The organism is Rhizobium sp. P1_C7 (assembly GCF_056406295.1).
Genome location: NZ_JBFUAL010000011.1, coordinates 178,765 through 199,128, shown reverse-complemented (window position 1 = coordinate 199,128; position 20,364 = coordinate 178,765). Strand labels below are relative to the sequence as shown.

17 protein-coding genes and 3 pseudogenes are annotated in these 20,364 nt (G+C 60.1%); 7 read left to right on the top strand and 13 right to left on the bottom strand.

Going from position 1 to position 20,364, the window contains the following annotated elements; all coding sequences use genetic code 11:
• Nucleotides 1-4: 4 nt before the first annotated feature.
• The 6 genes from AC1D2R_RS19060 to AC1D2R_RS19035 form a co-directional block, all read right to left on the bottom strand.
• Nucleotides 5-919, bottom strand: a complete 915-nt coding sequence (locus AC1D2R_RS19060; protein ID WP_477969362.1) for an ABC transporter permease — start codon at nt 917-919, stop codon at nt 5-7.
• Complete coding sequence (locus tag AC1D2R_RS19055) at nt 909-1,985, bottom strand: ABC transporter substrate-binding protein (protein WP_477969360.1); 1,077 nt, start codon at nt 1,983-1,985, stop codon at nt 909-911. The genes AC1D2R_RS19060 and AC1D2R_RS19055 overlap by 11 nt, the downstream gene beginning before the upstream one ends.
• 370 nt (nt 1,986-2,355) lie before the next feature.
• Nucleotides 2,356-4,593, bottom strand: coding sequence for an MGH1-like glycoside hydrolase domain-containing protein (locus tag AC1D2R_RS19050; RefSeq protein ID WP_477969358.1), 2,238 nt, complete (start codon nt 4,591-4,593; stop codon nt 2,356-2,358).
• A 16-nt stretch (nt 4,594-4,609) separates the two neighbouring features.
• Nucleotides 4,610-7,294 carry a carbohydrate-binding protein gene (locus AC1D2R_RS19045; protein WP_477969356.1) on the bottom strand — a complete coding sequence of 895 codons (2,685 nt, stop codon included), beginning with the start codon at nt 7,292-7,294 and terminating at the stop codon, nt 4,610-4,612.
• Nucleotides 7,295-7,308: 14 nt separating this feature from the next.
• On the bottom strand, nt 7,309-10,851 hold the full coding sequence (locus AC1D2R_RS19040) for a molybdopterin cofactor-binding domain-containing protein (RefSeq protein ID WP_477969354.1): 3,543 nt from the start codon (nt 10,849-10,851) through the stop codon (nt 7,309-7,311).
• A complete protein-coding gene (locus AC1D2R_RS19035) occupies nt 10,848-11,393 on the bottom strand; it encodes a (2Fe-2S)-binding protein (protein WP_477969352.1) in 546 nt (181 codons plus the stop codon). Before AC1D2R_RS19035 ends, AC1D2R_RS19040 begins: the two co-directional genes overlap by 4 nt.
• A gap of 361 nt (nt 11,394-11,754) precedes the next feature.
• Between AC1D2R_RS19035 and AC1D2R_RS19030 the strand changes: the two genes are divergently transcribed.
• The 6 genes from AC1D2R_RS19030 to AC1D2R_RS19005 all read left to right on the top strand — a co-directional run bounded on the left by AC1D2R_RS19030 (nt 11,755) and on the right by AC1D2R_RS19005 (nt 16,870).
• Nucleotides 11,755-12,891 (top strand): FAD-dependent monooxygenase, encoded by a 1,137-nt coding sequence (locus tag AC1D2R_RS19030; protein WP_477969350.1) that lies wholly within the window; start codon nt 11,755-11,757, stop codon nt 12,889-12,891.
• Nucleotides 12,888-13,685: an alpha/beta fold hydrolase gene (locus tag AC1D2R_RS19025; RefSeq protein ID WP_477969348.1), complete on the top strand. Its 798-nt coding sequence runs from the start codon at nt 12,888-12,890 to the stop codon at nt 13,683-13,685. Before AC1D2R_RS19030 ends, AC1D2R_RS19025 begins: the two co-directional genes overlap by 4 nt.
• Nucleotides 13,686-13,759: 74 nt before the next feature.
• On the top strand, nt 13,760-14,512 hold the full coding sequence (locus tag AC1D2R_RS19020; protein WP_477969346.1) for a maleate cis-trans isomerase family protein: 753 nt from the start codon (nt 13,760-13,762) through the stop codon (nt 14,510-14,512).
• A gap of 12 nt (nt 14,513-14,524) precedes the next feature.
• A complete protein-coding gene (locus AC1D2R_RS19015; protein ID WP_477969344.1) occupies nt 14,525-15,166 on the top strand; it encodes an N-carbamoylsarcosine amidohydrolase in 642 nt (213 codons plus the stop codon).
• A 44-nt stretch (nt 15,167-15,210) separates the two neighbouring features.
• Complete coding sequence (locus AC1D2R_RS19010) at nt 15,211-16,242, top strand: 2,5-dihydroxypyridine 5,6-dioxygenase NicX family protein (protein ID WP_477969342.1); 1,032 nt, start codon at nt 15,211-15,213, stop codon at nt 16,240-16,242.
• Nucleotides 16,243-16,387: 145 nt separating this feature from the next.
• Nucleotides 16,388-16,870, top strand: a complete 483-nt coding sequence (locus tag AC1D2R_RS19005) for a MarR family winged helix-turn-helix transcriptional regulator (protein WP_477969340.1) — start codon at nt 16,388-16,390, stop codon at nt 16,868-16,870.
• Between the two features lie 136 nt (nt 16,871-17,006).
• On the opposite strand, the gene AC1D2R_RS19000 is transcribed toward AC1D2R_RS19005, so the two are convergent.
• The 4 genes and pseudogenes from AC1D2R_RS19000 to AC1D2R_RS18985 all read right to left on the bottom strand — a co-directional run bounded on the left by AC1D2R_RS19000 (nt 17,007) and on the right by AC1D2R_RS18985 (nt 19,020).
• Nucleotides 17,007-17,372 carry a hypothetical protein gene (locus tag AC1D2R_RS19000; RefSeq protein ID WP_477969338.1) on the bottom strand — a complete coding sequence of 122 codons (366 nt, stop codon included), beginning with the start codon at nt 17,370-17,372 and terminating at the stop codon, nt 17,007-17,009.
• A 59-nt stretch (nt 17,373-17,431) separates the two neighbouring features.
• Nucleotides 17,432-18,123: pseudogene (locus AC1D2R_RS18995) on the bottom strand (NAD(P)H-dependent flavin oxidoreductase); the annotation flags it as partial.
• Complete coding sequence (locus AC1D2R_RS18990; RefSeq protein WP_477969336.1) at nt 18,107-18,592, bottom strand: RES family NAD+ phosphorylase; 486 nt, start codon at nt 18,590-18,592, stop codon at nt 18,107-18,109. The pseudogene AC1D2R_RS18995 and the gene AC1D2R_RS18990, both read right to left, overlap by 17 nt.
• Nucleotides 18,589-19,020 (bottom strand): antitoxin Xre-like helix-turn-helix domain-containing protein, encoded by a 432-nt coding sequence (locus tag AC1D2R_RS18985; protein ID WP_477969334.1) that lies wholly within the window; start codon nt 19,018-19,020, stop codon nt 18,589-18,591. The genes AC1D2R_RS18990 and AC1D2R_RS18985 overlap by 4 nt, the downstream gene beginning before the upstream one ends.
• A 242-nt stretch (nt 19,021-19,262) precedes the next feature.
• Between AC1D2R_RS18985 and AC1D2R_RS18980 the strand changes: the two are divergent.
• Nucleotides 19,263-19,379 (top strand): annotated as a pseudogene (locus tag AC1D2R_RS18980) (integrase); the annotation flags it as partial.
• A 45-nt stretch (nt 19,380-19,424) separates the two neighbouring features.
• Here AC1D2R_RS18980 and AC1D2R_RS18975 read toward each other — a convergent pair.
• The 3 genes and pseudogenes from AC1D2R_RS18975 to AC1D2R_RS18965 all read right to left on the bottom strand — a co-directional run.
• Nucleotides 19,425-19,694, bottom strand: coding sequence for a BrnA antitoxin family protein (locus tag AC1D2R_RS18975; RefSeq protein ID WP_477969332.1), 270 nt, complete (start codon nt 19,692-19,694; stop codon nt 19,425-19,427).
• Nucleotides 19,657-19,932: a BrnT family toxin gene (locus tag AC1D2R_RS18970; RefSeq protein WP_477969330.1), complete on the bottom strand. Its 276-nt coding sequence runs from the start codon at nt 19,930-19,932 to the stop codon at nt 19,657-19,659. The genes AC1D2R_RS18975 and AC1D2R_RS18970 overlap by 38 nt, the downstream gene beginning before the upstream one ends.
• A 195-nt stretch (nt 19,933-20,127) precedes the next feature.
• Nucleotides 20,128-20,316 (bottom strand): annotated as a pseudogene (locus AC1D2R_RS18965) (helix-turn-helix domain-containing protein); the annotation flags it as partial.
• Nucleotides 20,317-20,364 lie beyond the last annotated feature (48 nt).

Sequence of the window (20,364 nt, the reverse complement as noted above, 5' to 3'; positions counted from 1 at the left end):
CTCCTCAAGCTGTCGTGCCACGGCGCAGAACGCCGGAGAAGGTTGCAAAGATGGCGAGCACGACGGCCAGCAGCGTAAAGGACAATGATGCGCCAAGCGGCCAGTTGAAGGCCTGCGTGAACTGGTCCTCGATCACCGTCCCCATGGTGACGCCGACGCGGCCCCCGAGGATGCGCGGCTCCATGAACGAACCGATAACGGGGATGAAGATCAGGACGGAGCCGGAGATCAGGCCAGGAGCCGCAAGCGGCACCAAAATCTTGAACAGAATGGTCCACCAGCGTGCACCGAGACTTGCCGCAGCCTCGATGATCGCATCGTCGATGGCCACCAGCGCGATGTAACAGGTCAGGATCATGTAGGGCAGATAGCCGTGCACAAGACCGACCACGATTGCATAGCGCGTGTAGAGAAAGCCGATCGATCCGGCCTCGGGCGCGATCATGTGCAGGAGATTGTCGAGGAAACCGTTTTCCCGAAGCACCATCGTCCACGAGAAGACGCGCACCAGACCATTGGTCCAGAAAGGCAGAAGGATCAGGATCAGCAGCATTTCGCGCGACTTGCCGAAGGTCGATCGAACAAGCGCGACGGCGGCCAGGAAGCCGAGTACGGCGCAAAAGAGCGTTGTCCACAATCCGATCAGCAGCGACGTTATTCCAATACCGACGAGATAAGGCTGATCGATGAAGGCGCGGTACTGCTTCAGCGTAAAGACGACCGGGGCCTTGCCCATCGGTGTCGCCGACATGAAGCTGAACACGAACATGGTCAAAAGCGGCAGGAAGACTGCAAGCGTCAACCAAGCATAAGTTGGCAGCAGTAAAGCTGTCGTCGAAACCCATGACGGGAGCGCGCGCCGACTGCGCGGACCCGAAGGTCCGCGCTCTGACGCTAATGTCAGTTGATCATTCTGCATAGAAGGCTTTCACTTCCTGCCATACGTTGTTGAAGGCTTCGCGGCGATCGTCCGGCAGAGCCGACATGATGCCCATCGTCTTCAGGTATTCAGGCTTGTGGACCAACCGGCTCAGATCGTCGGCCGGCAGCGCTGACAGTGCGGCCGAGTTCGACGAAGCCGGTGCGCCGACCTTCGTCGCCCACTCGACGTAGAAAGCCGGATCGATCATCCAGTTGGCGAAAGCGAGTGCGCCTTCGGCATTCGGAGCAGACGCCGGGATACCGAGGCCGTCGACCCAGCCAATTCCACCTTCCTTGGGAACGACGAACTGAACCGGGAGCTTCGAGTTGCGCTTGGAGCGTACCGAGCCGCCAGACCAGAAGAGCGACAGATCGAATTCCTTGGCAGCAAACGACTTGTTCCACTGATCTTCCGTGGACCAGAGCAGCTTGACGTTCGGCTTGATCGACTTCAGAGCGGCCGTAACAGCGGCCAGATCCTTCGGGTCGTTGATGTCCTGTCCGCTCATCAACGCGCCGACGCCGACGTTGATGATGGCATCATCGTCCATGGCAACGCGACCCTTGTAGGCAGGATCGGCCAGAACGGCATAGCTGTCTGGAACCGGCATGCCTTCGCGGATGGCGAGCGAGGTCATGCCCCAGACCCACGGAACTGCGAAGCCCTTGCCGTCCTTACTGAAATTAGGGTTGGAGCGCAGGTTCTCGTCGACCGTCGCGGCATTCGGAACCTTGCTGAAATCGATCGGTTGCAGCAGGTCTTCGGCAACAGCCTGGGCGCAACGTGCGGCGTTGAGAACGACGAGATCGTATGCGCCCGGATTGGTGCGCAGCTTGGTCAGCATTTCTGATTCCGAGCTATAGTAGTCGTGAACGACTGCAATGCCGGTCTTCTCGGTGAAAGCCTTGACGGACCAGGCCTCATCCGTGCCGTAGCCCTGCCAGTTCAGAACCGTAATGGTGCCTGCCGAAAAGGCCTTGCGCGGGAGGCTGGAGAAGCTGACGCCTGCAACAAGCGCTGCGGACATCAACTTCATCGTGTTGCGTCTGGTGAGTTCAGTCATTGTGGCACCCTCTTGAACATACACAGTTATGGACGATCGTGACCGCAGTCAGCGACCTCAACGGATCGGCTAGGCCGAAAACAGAAGACGTGCTTGGCGCACATCAAATCGTTTGTATGCAAACTATAATCAGAGGAAAGCGCATAATCGGAGCCCCATTTTTCGAGCACGCGAAAGCATGCGCCGCACAACAGCGGAACACAATAGCGCGACAGGAAACGGCGTCAGCTTCGGTAATAGGCTACCCTAGATCATAAGATCGTCGGCAAGCCTTCAGTTCAAACCCTCTGATTTTAGCATCAGTCTTTTATTTTTTATTTGTACACAAACTATCGATGAGGAATTGACTTGTGTCAAGCGCTACCTTGCCTCAGCAAGGCTTCGCAGGGGAAAAATAGACGTCGAGCGCTCGGTGCTGCGCGCTTTCGGCAATCACAAGGCGTATGCCGTCCGCGCTTGCAACATATCCGACCTCCTGTCCGTCCAGACGGGCGGCGAAGACACTGCCAACACTCACGCCCGGCAACTCTATGTGCCCAGTTTCGGCAACCGGCGCGACAGTACAGGAGAGCCGCCCTTCGGCGATAACGATGTGCGACAGCGTGGTTTGCAAGTCCGTGTTCAGCACAGGACGGCCGTTGAGCGTCATGATAAGAGCTCCAGCCTCCACCGACAGATGCAAGGTCCCCGATGGGGACACCATGGGCCCGAGCGCCACGTCCTGGCCGGTGTTGCGGACCGTCCAACCCGTCCAGGGATCGAACTCGACGATTTCGCCGGCTGCCATCAGAGGCAGCATGGCGGCCCAGATATAGAACGGGTCGGTGTCGCCCTGATCCATCGCCTCTCCGGTGACGGCATTGTAGTTTTCAGAGGCGATGCGATCCTCGCGCCAGTTTTTCATGAACAGAGCATAGCTCTGGCTGGCGAGCTTGCTCGCTTCAGCAACAAAGCCGTAACGACGCAGGCCGAGCCAGACCATGTAGTTGACGTTTGGCCAGATGCGTCCGCGCCAGTAGACGTTGTCGGCAAATGCCGGATCGTCACGCGTCGCATTCGGCAGGACAAACTCACCGCCGAAGGTGCTTTCGTCGCTGAGGTGTTCAAGCAGGCGTGCGGCCTGCACCGGTGTCGCCGCACCGCACAGCAGCGGATAAAAGCTGGTCGGCGACAAGGACCGCACGAAACCGCCACGACGCTGACGATTGGCGAAGATACCACGGCTTTCGTCCCACAGTGTTTGCGAGATCAGCGTGCGGCTGCGCTCGGCGAGCGCTGCGAATTCGCGCGCGTCATCATGCTTGCCGAGCACTGCGGCCATTTTCGACAGCATTTCGGCGTCAAGGGCCGCGGCGCAGTTTAGACCCAGGTCGAAGGTTGAAAGGGTACGGGTTACGGGATCGTAGATCGCCTCGTCATGGGTTGCGGAATTGTCCATGCCGGTCTCGTTGCGCGCACCAAAGGCCGTGCCCTTGTAGAGGCCTTCGCCAACATCCGATGTGCCGCAGGAGAGCAGACCAGAGCCGTCAGGATCGCGATGTTCCTGCCACCAGCGCCGATTGCGTACCAGCGCATCATAGCTCGCCTGGATCATAGATCGTTCGCCGGTTCGCTGGTAGAGCTGCCATACAACGAGCGCGCCGAACGGCAGCTGGGTGCGATCGACCCATGCATCGTTGGATGTAACGATGCAAGCGATGTTGCCCTGCGGCGTAGCGCCCGCCATTGCTGTAGCCATGTTTTCGCGCGCCAGATCCGCGTCGAATACGCCCGCAAGAAGGGCGGCGAAAATCTGGTCGTTGAACCAGACGGCGAATTTCCCGAGATTCCAGATCCGTGTCACCGCCGTATAGGAGCGCGCGTTGGTTTCGTCCCAGATGGTGTTCCAGGCGACCACGTCACGCATCGCATCGAGCGCGCCTTCGAAAACACCGGTCTGCGCGTCAGCCATATCCGCAGGCACTCCAGCGGCAAGGCAGGCCTTGGCCTTGGCAATCGCAAGCTCTGCGCTATCTGCGACGCCTGCGGCATAGGCGCCCTTGCGCATCATCTCGAGATTGAAGCGCAACGCGACAACGGGTGCCTCGTTCATCCGGGTGGCGGTGTAGAAGTAGCCGTTTTCCTCGAAGTCCTTCCGTAGCGCATCGATCGTCGCATGGCCCGTCACATGCACCGGCGCCTCGGCGGTCGCGACCGCCACGAACCGGGTGCCTATCTTCAAAAGCGTGATGTTCTGCCCGACATCGTGGACCGCGACCTCCCCGCCGTCAGAAGAGATTGCCAACGTCAGCCAGAAGCGCAGTCCCCATTCGCTGCACACCTTGCCGTTCCAGCTGCCGCGAATGGCGAAGGGATCCGTCTTCGTCGTCGAGAAAGCGACGGTCGTGCCACTGTGATCGGTTTCCAGTTCGATCAGCGATCCGTCGATCGCATGGCGTCCCAGGCGAACCGTGTCGCGCCGGGGTTCAATGGCGGAGGTCGTCTTGCTGCGGGTCGAGTACAGGATCGGCGTGATCCGCACGCCGAGGGGGAGGAAAACCATTTCGGCCGGCCGGTTGGACCAGCTGTTCCAGGCACGCATCAGGGGTATTGTCGAATGTTGTAGCATGGCTAGGTGCTTCCGGTCAGTGTGTCAGCGGGATGAGTTTCGGTGCTGCGGACAGTCCGCTCTTGTCTGAGGTGTCACCCAGATAGGGCGTGTTGGCGTAATAGCGATTTGCCGCCGTGTTGGCGACGCGCAGTTCCAGCGAATGGATGCCAGGAAGCAACCGCCCCAACGCAAAGCGATAAGGCCGCCAGCCGCGGCGATCGATGTGCCGGCCATCGATCCAGGTGGCGACCACTGTATTGACGTCAGGCAGCTCGAGGACCCACTCGGCCTCGTCGCCGATTTCGAGCGTCAGCCGGTAGATGCCAGTGCCGGAGAAACTTGCAAAGCCCTGCTTTTCCCACCCGACCTCGACCGAGATCGGCAGGAATTGCGCATCAGTCCCCGGCGCAAAACTCCATCCATCGACAAGCGATATGGCGTAAGCTGCGTCCAGCAGCGGCTGATCTTCAAGGCAACCCTCGCTGATGGCCTGCTGCGCCGTCTCGCGCAGTCGAATGCAGCGCACCTCCTGCGCTGCGAGCGTGACCGTCAAGCGGGTGAACGCGGATGCTTCCTGCACCGTGCCTGCCGCAGCGGACCAGACCTCGCAGTCGAAACCGGCGCCGAAAGAAATCTCGCTGGTGATTGATGCTGCGCCATCGTTGAACAGAACAATCCGCCACCAGCCGCCGGCTTCGTATCCGACCCATTGCCAAGCCCGATCCGGCGATTGGCAGGCAATCTGCGGACCGGATGACCGCAGCGACGACAAGAGTGCGGTGATATCTCGGCTCTCGGGCATGCGATCGATATGCATCGAGTCCACCGCGCTCACCACATCTTCGCCATCGCAAACGATGGACAGGCGATCTCCGGACGACCAGACAACCCCGCCAGCGGCCTTGAAGGCGTCGAGTGTGCGCAACGTCCTTGCCGTCTCCAACACGGTGACTGAAGGCAGGAGCACTGCATCGAAGCAGAGCCCGCATATCAGCAGTCGGCTGTTCTCTACCCTTGCGCCGGCGAGATCGGCTTCGCTGACGAACATGAAGTCGCAGCCTTCAGCCAGAAGCCCTTCGCACCACGCGCCGATGTGGGCGGCATGGCTGTGGCGCGGACCTTCCGCAAAGGCGGTATGAAGCGGATAGAGGATCGCAACCGGCGTGCGCGGGGTGGCCGGTTCGATAAAGGCGGTTATGCGCGCACTCTCCTTTGCAAACAGATCGTGGTAGCTCCACCACGGTTCGAAATTGATGCCCGGCCCAAAATCGAATCGCGGATTGGCAAAGGGCGTCGGATCGTCGTCGTGACCGTCGGTCTGGTAGACGCCGTGCCAGAGAAACTGCCGGGCGCCGAGGCAGTAAAGCCGGATCGCCTGCGCCCGCATTGTCTCCAGCGTCAGCTCCCATTGCCCGGCAGCGCGCACCGGCGTCCGCTCCGCACTGGCATAGGTTTCGACGATGCAGCGGCTGCGGCCATTCGAGCGGGCAACGGAATCGCCGAGCTTCGGCGCGAGCTGGGCAACGAAATTGTTGGAATCGACTGCCGTTCCATGCCTGAAAGCGTCGATGCCGAAGAAGTCCACGGCGAGCGCAACTCTGGGATCGATGCTGGTAAAGCCCCCGTTCAAGGACCACGAGCTGATATGCGGCAAGATCTCGTGTCCGGTCAGTGCAATGCCCTTGCCCTCGGCCCATCTGCGCAACGTGCCCGAGAAGGCTTCGTTCATCAACGCCGAATAGCCGGCATAGAATTGGGCGCGCAGCCGCAATGTCCCAGGGCCGACATCGCACAATAATGCCAATAGCGCCTTGGCGAAGGGTTGACCCGTGCTGCCCAAAACGGCGTCCGGCAGGGTCGTCGCAAACAGCAGACTATTGCCGAGGTCGCCCGAGATCTGGTCCCACTTGTAAAAACCTGCCGCCGGCTGGTCATAGAACACGAAACCCACGGGATCAGGCACGAGATCGCCGAGCGCCCGGACAAGCGGATCAAGTCCGACCTCGACGAACCGTTGTGTCGCTTCCGGCAGGAGATAGTTGATCAGCCGGGACGTGGTGGAACGCGCGCTGACAAACACCGTCAACGCCTGGCCATCGTCTGGCTCGCCATCGAATGCGTAGGCGCAGGACACGCCGTTGCTCGTAACGACCGATGTCCGTGCCGTCACATCGACGACCTGATCGAGATCGTCGATGCCGTTGGACGCATGCAAGAGCGCGGCCTCGACTGTCCATTCGCACCACTCGACCGCGCTTTCTTCATACTGCCACTCGACGATGTCGGCGCCCATCGTCTGCGTGAACGGCGGGTGGATGCCGCTGATCCCACCCCGCGCTTGCTGCGACGATGACCAGAACAGGTGGCGTTCGCGTAACGCATCGCAGCCGGCAACCGTGCGTCCTCCGGCGTGACCGCTGATCCAGTTGTAATCGTCGTAGATCCCAAGCTTTAGCCCGAGCTTGAAAGCACGCTCGGCCGCAACGCGATAGGCTTCAAGATAGGCGGGCGACAGATACTCATCCCGGGACATCGCAAGACGGGACTGGATCAGGATCGTGCCAATTCCCTTCAGCTTGAAATCGGCGAGCTGGGCGTGGCAGACCTCTATGGTCGGGATGGAATGCCAGAACCAGTAGGCCGATGGCCGAAACCCGGCTGTCGGGTTTTCGAACAGACCGCGGTGGTCGATATCCTGTCCGGCTGGGATCTGGTCCAACTCGTCTGCTCCCCTCAGTGGCTTGATCGCGTCACACGCTGCATGGCATTTGTCATTTCCGTCCAGGCCGACTTGTCAGGAGCAAAGCGAGCCCTGAGATAGGCCGCCAGATCCTTGATCTGACCGTCGTTCAGCGTCTCGCGAAAGGCCGGCATCGACATCACCTCGGGGGCTTCCCGGCCAGTGGTTTGCGCAAGGATTGCCGGCGCCTCGACACCGTTCAGGATCGCCTGGATGAGATTGTCGGGTGTCTGCGCATGCAGGTTGCTGTTGAGCGCCAGCGACGACAGGATCGTATTTCCGGTATGGCAGGTTGCACAAGCGCCGTTGAACAGACGCTCGCCTCTCGGCGAAACCCGTGCGGCTGAGGCCTTTGCCGCTTCGCTCGCCGCAACGGCTGCTTCACGCTGCGCAGTGCCATCGGACGGTGTATCGTTCAGGCTGGCGAGATAGGCCGCCATGGCGCGAATATCGGTGTCCGGCAGCGGCTGCATCACATCGACAACATGCGCCATCGGGCCTGCAGCGCTGCCATGATCGCGCGAATGCCCGGTGCGCAGATAATCGTAGAACGCATCGGCGGTCCAGCTGACCGGACCCTTGGCGAAGGCATTGAGAGCCGGCGCTTCCCAGCCATCGGCAAAGCCGCCGGAGAGACGGGCGCTACCGGTCCTTTCGGCGCCAAGCACGTTTCGGTCGGTGTGGCAGGCCGAACAGTGACCGAGCGTCTCCACGAGATAGGCGCCTCTGTTCCACTGCGCATCGCGGGTCTGAACGTATTTGAACGGCTCCGCTTTCAGGAAGAGCGCGTTCCAGCCTGCCATCATCGCGCGGATGCTGTAGGGGAACTTGAGTTTCGTCTTCGGCGCCTTTTCGGCAACGGGCATCTGCGTCATCATGTAGGCGTAGAGCGCTTGAAGATCGGCCTCCTCGGCGCCCGCAAAAGAGGTGTAGGGATGGGCGGGATACAGGTGATGGCCGTCGCGGCTCACGCCCTCACGCATGGCGCGTTCGAAAGCCGGGTAGGACCAGGCGCCGATGCCGTTTGCCGCGTCCGGCGTGATGTTGGTGGCATAGACCGCACCGAAAGGCGTGTCGAACCGCCGGCCGCCGGCAAAGGACGTGCCGTCAGCTCCGACATGGCAGACTATGCAGGCGCCGGCAGCCGCTGCCAGGCGCCCACGCTCGATGGTGGCGGCGCTGTAGACATTGGCATCCGGTCGCTGAATTGTGCCGATCGCCGAACGCCATGGCGAGGCCATGGTGACAATGCCGGACGCCGCGGCGACAGCCCCGACCGCGGACAGACCGATGTTCCACCACTTGCGCTTCCTCGCGGGCGGGGGAGAAGGGATTTCGTCCGCCTTGCCGTTCAACGCCGCCAGCACCAGTTCCGGCGTCAATGGCAATTCACGGAAGCGGATGCCGGTTGCGTCGTAGACTGCGTTGGCAATGGCCGAGGCACTTGGCACGGAGGCCGATTCCCCGACGCCGAGCGGCGGCTCGTCCTGCCGCGGCACCATCAGCACGTCGATATCGGGCACCTCGGGGAAGGTGATCAGCGGATAACCGCCCCACTCCTTTGACTGGACAGCGGTAGAGGAGAACTCGACCTTTTCCTTCAGCACCCGGCTGGTGGATTGAATGATATTTCCGTGGATCTGGTGACGCACGCCGTCGGGATTGATCATCATCCCGGAATCCTGCGCACAGGTCACTTTCGTCACCGCGATCTCGCCGGTCTTTTTATTGACCGCGACATCGGCGACCCAGGCGGCCCAGGCGGCAGCCTTGCCCGGAAACGGTCCGTGGACATAGACCGCATAGGCAAATCCGCGTCCGTAGAGCAGGTCGCCCTCACCGCCAAGCGTGCCCCACGTCGTATGTGGCACCCACTTTGCCCGCTCGGCCAGCGCATGCACGAGATCGACGGCCCGCGGATCTTGGAGATAGCGAAGCCGATACTCGATCGGATCGACGCCGGCGGCAGCGGCCAGTTCATCAACGTAGCACTCGTGGGCAAAGGTGTTCGGCATCGCCGAGACGCCACGGAACCACGATGCGCGCGCAATCGGCGGCATGTCATGCACGGTGACGCGCAGATTGCCGTAGGCATAGGGCGGAATCGCGGTGCGATCACCCATCTGCGCGACGTCGGAGACCGGCGGCAGCTTGCCAGTGAGAATCAGGGAGAGCGTCGGGGCGAGATTGGAAGGATACCGTGTTTCGAAATCATAGGCCGACGGACCACCCTCCAGATCGAGACCGCCGCGAACATCCATGATCTGGGCAGCGCCCTTTGGCTCCCAGGCATGTTCCTGCTCGCGGGTCAGCTGTACCCGCACGGGTGCCTTGACGGCGCGCGACAGCAGTGCGGCGTCAGCCGTGACGTCGTCGGCGCAGTTACGGCCATAGCAGCCCGCAGCTTCCAGCCGCTCGACCAGGATCATATCTTCCGGCATGTCGAGAAGCAGCGCCAGATCGCGGCGCATCGGGAACGGGTTTTGCGTACCAGACCAGACCGTCAGCCCGTCATCGCTGTAATCGGCAACTGCGCAGGAGGGCCCGATGGAGCCGTGCATCTGGTAGGGCCAGACGTAGGTCCGGTTCATCGGCTGGGCGCTACCGGCCAACGCCATATCGACATTGCCGAGATCGGCAAGCTTGCGCGGCGTCGCCGGGTTGGCGCGCAGCGCTTTTTCCGGCGCGTTGAGGTCCGGCCATTCCGGCGGTGCACGCCAGACGATCTTCAGGCTCCTGGCCGCTTCGATGGCGATCTCCTCGCGGGTCGCGACGACACCGACGAAATCGCCGATGGCGACGACGCCGACCAGCCCGTGAATGTGCGCGACCGATGCTTCATCGATGGAGATCAGGCTGTTGCCGACATGGTCCCCGTGATCGAAACCGGCATAGGGCGGGCGCACGACGCGACCGTGCAGCATCCCGGGCACGCGCACATCATGCACATAGGTCCAACGCCCGGTGGCCTTTTCCGGAATATCGATGCGCGGGCGCGACGAACCGACGAGCCGATAATCGGACGCCGGCTTCAGCGACGCCGCCTTGTCGATCGACAGCCTGACATGGGCGCCGGCAACGATGTCACCAAAACTCAGCTGCCAGTTCTCGCCACCATCGCCACGGATGATGCCATCGTCGAGTATCAGCCGTTCAATCGCCACGCCGGCTTTCTCGGCCGCCTTGGCGAGCAGATAATGGCGGGCGGTGGCAGCAGCCTGACGCAGGGGAACGGCCGTGATCTGGATCGTTTCGCTGGCGATTGTCGCGCCCTGATTGGGTGCCACCGAGGTCGCGCCGAGCACCATATCAACCTGCTCGAACGGCACGCTGAGCTCTTCGGCGACAATCTGCGCCAGCGAGGTGCGGATGCCGGTTCCAAGGTCGACGTGCCCGTTGAACGCGGTCACACAACCATCGGCACCGACGGCGATGTACATCTCCGCGGCATCGCCGAGTGACGCGTCATTGACGACAAGCAGCACGTCGGCGGCAGACATATAGCCGGATTTGGGCGTTTCGCGGTGGTCGGTCATGGCAAAACCTCCTTCACGGCGTCCGGCGTCACGACATCGGACCCCACAGCATCCGGCATGGGTCGGCGCAGCTTGGCGTAGGCGACGGCCCGTCTGGCTGCAGCGAGTATTTCCATATGCGTTCCACAACGGCAGAGATGATGGCGCAGCGCTTCGCGAATGTCGTCCTCGTCGGGATCGGATTTGCGATTTAGCAGCGAAGCGGTGGCAATGATCATGCCATTCAGGCAATATCCGCACTGAGCGGCGGCCTCGTCGATAAAGGCGGCCTGGACCGGATGCAGATGCTCGGGAGTGCCCAGGCCTTCAAGCGTGGTCACGCGACGCGCGCCGACCGCACCGAGCGGCACCGTGCAGGACCGGACGGCACGACCATCCACGAGAACGGCGCATGCGCCGCATTCCCCAAGCCCGCAACCGTATTTCGGGCCATTGAGACAGAGATCGTTTCTAAGGATGTAGAGAAGTGGTGTTTCCGGGCTTGCTTCGACGCGCTCAACAGCGCCGTTCACGTTCAAGCTGAAGAAAACTGGCAGCGTCAAAGCATGCCCTCCGCACCGGAGACCGCAACACAGACGACGCCTTCTTCCATCGGCCGAACCGCTACGTAGCAGACATCGCGCGGACGCCCACAAGCCATAACGATGCGACAGTCATCGAACCTTCGCATCCATTGCCCCTTTTATTTTATTAAGAAGTGTATACGCTTTACATGAACAAATAACAAGCCGGATTCAGTGATTGCGAATTCGCTAGTATATTCAATTACCGTGGTAATTTCTGCGCCAATTTGATGAAAATCAAGGCGGCACACCCTTGCAATTTAAAGCGTATACGCTAAACTTTTCGCCAAGCTTCCAATCGTGGGAACAATGTGTCGAGAGACAGCTAGGAAGGGTCGTCATGTCTAACGGAAGAGAAAAAATCGCCATAATCGGTGCCGGCCTCGGTGGCGCTGTCGCAGGCGCTCTGCTTCAGCACGCAGGATTTGACGTCAACGTTTATGAGCAGGCGCCGAGCTTCTCGCGCCTGGGCGCCGGTATCCACATGGGGCCGAACGTCCTGAAGATTTTCGAACGCATCGGCGTCGACAAGAAGGTTATCGATATCAGCAGCACGCCGAGCCACTGGTTCAGCCGTGACGGCATTACCGGCGAATACACCGCGCGCGTTTCGCTCGAAGGCTATGGCCAGACCTATTGCACGGTTCACCGCGGTGACCTGCAGGCCATTCAGTGCGATGCGCTACAGCCCGGCACTCTGCACTTCGGCAAGAAGCTGGCACGCCTTGACGACAACGGCACCGATGTGCTGATCGAGTTCGAGGACGGCACATCGGTTCGCGCAGACATCGTGGTCGGCGCAGACGGCATCAATTCGCGCGTTCGCGAAACACTCCTGGGCGAAGAGAAGCCAAACTACAGCGGCTGGGTCGGCCATCGCGCCCTCATCTCGTCCGACAAGCTCAACAAGTACGACCTGACATTCGAAGAATGCGTCAAATGGTGGGGTCCGGACCGCCACATGATGGTGTATTACACGACGCGTCGTCACGACGAATACTACTACGTCACCGGCGTCCCGCACCCGGCCTGGGAGTTCGATTCGGCTTTTGTCGACAGCAGCCGCGAGGAAATGGCGGAAGCATTCGAAGGCTATCACCCGATCATCGCGGCGCTGATCGAAAGCACTGACGAAGTGACGAAGTGGCCGTTGTTCAATCGCAACCCTCTGCCGCTGTGGAGCAAGGGCCGCCTTGTCCTGCTGGGCGACGCCTGCCACCCGATGAAGCCACACATGGCGCAAGGTGCTGCCATGGCGATCGAAGATGCCGCCATGCTGACGCGCTGCCTCCAGGAAACCGGAGTGAACGATTTCCGCACGGCCTTCGGACTATATGAAACCAATCGCCGTGATCGTGCGACGCGCGTTCAGACCGTGTCGAATGCCAATACCTTCCTGCTCAAGCAGGAAGATCCGTCGTGGGTCTACGGCTACGATATCTATGCCGAGCCGCTGAAGAGCGAGACCGCGGCATGAGCGGCGCATTATACGGAGGCAATGTCTTCGCCAATGGCATCCGCCAACACTATCTCCGCTACGGCGGAAAAGGTCCTGCTCTCGTTCTGATCCCGGGCATAACCAGCCCGGCGATCACCTGGGGCTTCGTGGCCGAGCGGCTCGCCGAACGCCACGATGTCTACGTGCTCGACGTGCGCGGCCGGGGCCTGTCTTCTACCGGCCCTGATCTGGACTACGGCCTTGATGCGATGGCGGCCGACGTCGTCGGCTTCGCGTCGGCGCTTGGACTTGTCGCTCCGGCACTGCTTGGCCACTCGATGGGTGCACGCATTGCGATCCGCGCTGCTGTTGCGGCGCCGGCCGCATTTTCCCGCCTGGCGCTGATCGACCCACCGGTGTCGGGCCCCGGACGGCGTGCCTACCCGAGCAAACTGCCATGGTATGTGGATAGCATCCGGCTGTGCCTCAAGGGCACCGACGCGGAAGGAATGAAAGCGTTTTGCCCGACATGGACCGACGAGCAGCTGACGTTGCGCGCCGAATGGCTGCACACCTGCTACGAGCCTGCCATCGTCACCGCCTTCGAGGGTTTCCACAAGGACGATATTTTCCCTGACCTGCCGAAGCTCAAGCAGCCCGCCATGCTGATGGTTGCCGGCCGCGGCGGCGTGATCGAGCCGGAGGACGCGACCGAAATCCAGTCACTTTTTCCAGCGATGGAAATCGTGCGTGTGCCCAATGCCGGACACATGATCCCCTGGGATGATTTCGATGGCTTCTTTGCCGCGCTTGGAGATTTTCTCTCCCGTTGATTGAAGCGGCGGCGGGTCCACGATCCACCGCCGTTTGTTTGTCACCCGCTCTTGCAAAGCAGAGGATTTCATCCGTGCAGAAATATTACCGTATCGGCCAGATCGTTCCGAGCTCCAACACGACGATGGAGACCGAAATCCCCGCCATGCTGATGGCGCGCCAGTCCATCCGGCCCGAGCGCTTCACCTTCCACTCCAGCCGCATGCGCATGAAGAAGGTGGTAAAGGAGGAACTGGCAGCAATGGACGCAGAGTCAGACCGTTGCGCGGTCGAACTCTCCGACGCTCGCGTCGATGTTCTGGGCTACGCCTGCCTCGTTGCCATCATGGCGATGGGCCTCGGCTATCACCGCCAGTCCGAAAAGCGCCTGACCGGCCGCACGCAGGAAAATGGCACGAATATTCCCGTCGTCACCAGCGCTGGCGCCCTTATCGAAGGGTTAAAGGTGATGAAGGCGAAAAAGATCGCCGTCGTCGCGCCTTACATGAAGCCGCTCACCGAACTGGTTGTCGACTACATCCGCGAGGAAGGCTTCGAGGTCATGGACTGGCGGGCGCTCGAAATCCCGGACAATCTGGACGTCGCCCGTCATGACCCGGAAAACCTGCCGGCGATCGTGCAGACGCTCGATCTCACCGACGTCGATGTCATCGTATTGTCGGCCTGCGTGCAGATGCCGTCGCTGCCCGTGATCGCCAAGGTCGAGGCCATGACCGGCAAGCCGGTCCTCACTGCCGCGGTCGCCACCACATACTGCATGTTGAAGAAACTTGGCCTCGAAGCGGTCGTGCCAGGCGCTGGCGCGCTTCTGTCCGGCGCATACTGAAGAGGCCCGGTCATGCAGAGCGCAGAAAGCAATTATCAGGGCGTCTGGGGCAACCGTATCGGCTTCGGCCAGCGCCCTGCCCTGCTCGTCATCGATTTCCTGAAGGGATACACCACCGAAGGCGCACCTCTTTTCGCTCCGGGCGTGGTTGAGGCCGTCGCGCAGACGCCGGCACTCATACAGGCCGCCCGTGACGCCGGCATTCCTGTCATCCATACGCGCATTCTCTATCTCGCGGAAAACTGCGCCGACGGCGGCATGTGGGTTAAGAAATCGCCGGTTATGAAGGGCATGGTCGAAGGCAACCTGCTGGCCGAGTTCTGCGAGGGCGTCGAGCCTGCCAATGGCGAACTCGTCATCGTCAAGCAGTATGCGAGCGCCTTCTTCGGCACGAGCCTTGCCTCGCAGTTGCACGCGCAGGGCATCGACACCGTGATCATGGCCGGTTGCTCCACCAGCGGCTGCATCCGCGCCACCGCCGTCGATGCCGTCCAGCATGGCTTTCGTGGCATCGTCGTGCGCGACTGTGTCGGCGACCGGCATCCGGACCCGCACAATGCCAATCTGTTCGACATCGACAGCAAGTATGGCGATGTCGTTTCGAGAGAAGAGGCGATCGCAGAAATCGCCAAGGTCAAGTCCGGCTGTCCGTAACTGTACGAAACTCCTGAGCCTTCAACCAATATAAGGGAACGAACATGGATCAATTCAGCTTCACGGAAATCTGCTTGCATCAGTTGAAGATGTCGGGCGTCCACGAGGGCGAAAAACTCATCGTCCTTACTCAGGGCAACGAGCGCCTCGATTACGCCGACGCCTTCATGGCGGCCGGCATGCGACTTGGCGCCAAGATGTATCACATGCGTCTGCCGCCGGTGCCGCCGGCGGGTGCATGGGCGGTTGGCCAGACCGGCCTCGCAGCCATGCCGGAAGCGGTCGAGGCCCTGAAGGCCGCCGACATGCTGATCGATTGCATTTTCCTGCTCTTCAGCCCGGAACAGATGGCGATCCAGGCGGCCGGCACGCGTATCCTGACCGCCGTCGAACCGCCGGAGATTCTCGCCCGCATGTTGCCGACAAAGGAACTGCGCGAACGCGTCGAATTTGCCGGCGACCTGCTGTCCAAGGCAAAGGTGATGCGGATCACCTCTCCACATGGCACCGATGTCACCTACAAGCTCAACACCTATCCCGCCGTCACGGAATATGCATGCACGGACGAGCCTGGCCGTTGGGATCACTGGCCGTCCGGCTTCGTGTTCACCGGTGGTGACGACGACGGCGTCGATGGTACAATCGTCGTTGCTCCGGGCGATATCCTGCTGCCGCAAAACATCTACGTGCGCGAACCGATCATCTATACGATCGAAAACGGTTGGATCACCGACATTCGCGGCGGCCTCGACGCCGAACTGGTCAAATCCTACATGGCAGGTTTCAACGACCCACGCGGCATGGGCATGAGCCATGTCGGCTGGGGCCTCAATCAGAACGCCAAGTGGCATCGCATGGTGCCCGGCGAATTCCCGGGCGGCATGGGCATGGAGGCCCGCTCGTTCTACGGCAACGTGATGTTCTCGACCGGCCCGAACAACGAGCTGGGCGGCCCGAACGACACCGCCTGCCATCTCGACATTCCGATGCGCGGTTGCTCGCTGTTCCTCGATGACGAGCCAATGGTTCTTGATGGGGACATCGCCGTCAAGGAAATGAAGTACAGCTTCAAATAACGACGAGAGCCGACCCGCTTCGCGTGAAAACAAGCGGAGCGGGTAGCACTCGGCACGCCTTGACCGGCGCAACTTGCTGTGGTGTTTCCTGCAGTCCGCACCGCATTGCCGCTGACGACACCGCAACCAATGGATCCCGCCGACGATGACTGCCAAAGACACTGAGCTACTGCCCGAAGCGCCGGCGCCTGAAAGTGGCTACCATGTCACAGAGCAGGTCGGACATCTGCTGCGCAAAGCCTACCAGCGCCATCTTTCTATCTTCCAGACCAACGCCAGCGACCCCGACCTTACATCGGTACAGTTCGTAACACTATGTGCCCTGCATGATCTCGGACCAAGTTCGCAAGTTGAACTGGTGAAGGCGACCTCAGTCGATCAGGCGACCATTCGTGGCATAGTAGAACGGCTAAAAGCGCGTGGACTGATCGATTTGTCCAAGGACACAGTCGACGGCCGCAAGGTTGTGATTTCTCTGCTGCCAAAGGGAGAGGCCCTGCTCGAGGAAATGTATCCCCGAGCATATCTTATCAGCGAAAAGACCGTGTCACGCCTTAATCCGGCAGAACGCGTCGCGTTGTTGTTTCTCCTGCGCAAAATCGCTGACGATGAGTATGAAGAACAGTAGGTAGCCTTGGGGACGTAGCCACGTTCCGGATTGAATGGCGAGGTACGCGACACTGCCATCTCGGGCAGGTGTCGATTGCAGTTTTTGTAGATGAATTCGCACTCGATAGTGATGACGGTCTTAACGCCGGCATGTTCTAACAGTCTGGCCGGATCGTGGGAGATAGATGCCCTGCCATTGATCCGCAATCGAGGCGACTGGCCATCGGTCGGTACAAACAGAGCCCGATTTTCGGGTTCTCGCTTATATTCCCGAGACTGCGATACACGGAGTTGCCGTCATAGTCCGGCCACTCCAGGGTTGCGGGCCCGGTCACCTTCACGAAACCTGCCGCTCCCTCTTTGAAGGAGCAATCAACAGCATCGTCGGTCGCGGTCGCGAGAATGAAGAACTGAGCCGCCTCGATCTGAGCCACTTCGTCCTCCCAGAATTGATGGTGAACCCGGACCTCCTCAAGCCTGTCCGCCAACCGCGTCCCCGTCATGAAGCTGCTGATGGTCATGGTGGCCCTCACGATAGAACGTCAACTGTCTGTCCCCTTGATCGGAACAAGATCATGGATCAGGGCGTCGACTTCTGAAGGAGCAACTGCGTGAGCTGACGGGCAGGAAGCTCACGGCACATCGCGAACCCCTCCCCAGCCCAGAGAGCCGTGAACTCAGAAAGGCCATGTGCCTCAGCGCTCTGTTTTAGTGGCAGTATAGCGCCACCGGCAAGGGGAAAACGGGGAGCATCATGAGTGGTCGGCCCGACCTCGCGCATCAGTCGATTGACGATACCTCGAGCTGGTCGCCCCGTAAAAATGTTGGTCAACGCGGTCGAATGATCCTCCGGCCGTCTCAAGACATCGCGACGGATGAGAGATGTCTTCGCCTCGGGACACAGCATGTACGCTGTCCCCAGCTGTACTGCAGACGCCCCGAGGGCAAACGCCGCAACGATACCTCTGGCATCGGAAATCCCACCTGCCGCAATCACCGGCACGCTGACGGCATCGACCACCTGCGACAAGAGCGACATCGTTCCCATTTGCGTTGAAATTCATCGGTCAGAAACATACCGCGGTGGCCACCGGCTTCTACGCCTTGCGAGATAATCGCGGCGCAACCATGTCTCTCGAGCCAGGTCGCTTCCGCGACAGTCGTCGCGCTTGATATGATCTTTGCACCGGCAGCCCTGACGCGCTCCAGCAGATCTGGCGCTGGCAAGCCAAAATGGAAGATTCGGGCAGTCAGTTCATTGCAAACCAAACAACCTTTTGTCCCAATAGACAGGTTGATGGAGGCTTACCGATATACCCGCGAACTCGGGATGCGCTGGGTTGATCAAAATGTTGTTGTCTGGTCTCGCCACAACGCTCGGCACGATCAGAACGGAGCTGCGCTTTTGCATGAACCATTCCTCACCAAATCGCTTGCTGACCACGGCAGGCATGGTGTCCCAACCCGGTAGCACCGCCGCCGACAATACCTCGTAGGTCAGTCCTCGGGGGATTGTAATCTGGACATAGTGCTGGTTCGGCGGTAACCGCCCGCTGCCATGAACAAGTTTTTCCAGAACCGCGGTCGAATAGTGCTCGCTACTGTAGATAACCGGGCTACCCGGTGTGTTCCAACGACCCGTAGCAATGGTAGAACCGGTGGCGTCGAAGATAGGGTAGGCTCCGTTAGGATCGCCAATTCGGAAAGACGACAGCGTACGATCAAGAATCTGAGCCGTCACGCAGCGCTTCCGTACTTCAAGCTCGCCAGGATCTCCAACACCAGTTCGGACCCGATCTCATTTTGAATGACCACATCGATCGGAGCTCTGTCCTCAAGCATGGGGTGACTTCTGAATAGGAAATCTCGGGCGGCTTCCGGGCTCTTCCAGACCTCGACTGCGAGGTTCCATACGCGGGCGACACGCGCCACTCTCATTCCTTCGTCGGGCGAAAGACGAAGGCTGACCTTACGGCGTTCCAACGTCGCTTTGGGGACGAACCGGTACTTGAAATGCCCGTCATTCGGAGCGAGCAGATGAGAGATCCGCTCCAGCACGGCGATTGGCAGTCCTCCTTCAATTCGGGAGATGAGGCCGAGTGGCGACCGCGCCGCAATTTCCCTGGCGGGAAGGCCAAGTACGTCTGCTACTCTTTCAAATGCCAACATCATCCGATCCTCAATTCAACTGAGGCTGAAAATAGCCCCACTCGGTCCGAAATACAATCGCTCACGCAAATGATAAGCCGGGACACCCTAAATTCCGCGAGTGATCCGCCCGATCGCAATGAAACCTCTTTACCTAGATCAGGCGCTTTCGCGTTTTAGTGCCGAACCCGCCCGCATCAGCGCCTTTTTGGCACTGGCATCCGAGGGTCGCCCGACGATCAGTCACCAGACCTCAAACCACGATGTTGCCGATTAAGCGCCGCGATGAGCTTGCCGAACTGCTGACCGATCAGGATGTCGAAATGCCGCGGCATCCGGTCAACGCCGGCATTGGGGAGAACCCTCTGCGGGCCCTTACGGTGAGGCCTTCAGTGAGGTGACCGGCAGGTATCCCTGCCGGCATTCTACTGGTGCGCTCTTACATAAGCTTTGAGGACATCCTGCATACGCGTCAGATGCCCCTTCCCTTTTTGTTTGAAAAAATCAAACACCTCTGGGTCGAGTTTCAGGTGGACCGAACGGGGCGTGGATGGCGCAACCGCCATCGCGTCCGCCCAGAAATCCGGACCCAGATCCTCACCCGCAGGGGGTGAGGAAGGGTTGGCGAGTTTCCCCGCTTCATTCATTTTTCGTATGTCATCGAGTGATGCCCGCTTGATATTGGTCTTTTTCAAGCTGACCTCCTTTCCATCCAGTGATTAGGCGTGTCGCCGTCCCTCGCGGCGTGTGGATGACCACAAAGCAGTCATCCTCCACCATCCCGAGGGAAATAAAGCGCTTTTCTCCGTAATCAGCTCTGTTGTCCCGTTTTGTGAGGACCGGGCCTTCGAAGATCGGCGCGGCGTAGACCATATCTACGCCTCTTGTTTTCAGCACATTTGTGCGTTTGTTCTCATCCCATTCGATATCCAATTATTTATCCTAGAATTATGCATCTTCATGATTTTCGCTTTTTAAAATCGGCTACGAAAATATGCGGCCACTACCACACAGGCTGAAATCTACCCTACACCCATAGTGTATGAAAAAAGTGTACACTTTGTCAAGAGTGATACCGCTTGGAGCGGGCGGCAATCCGGCACCAGGATCCCTCACGTCCGAAACCTCCCTCCCTCTTGTCTCCCTGAACCCGAGTTCGCCGACGATCCGCACCGCCGCCTGCGGCGTCACATCGACCGCCTTGACGATCATGCCGGGCGACACCAGCTCGATCAGCTGCGGCAGTTTTGACGATGCGCGGCGGCCGATGAGACTGCGTTCCATCGACTGCGTTTTGTCCGGGCAACGCTGATGCTCCTAAAGTGTCGACAGACACGTAGACAGATTAAACATCCTTGCTATAGT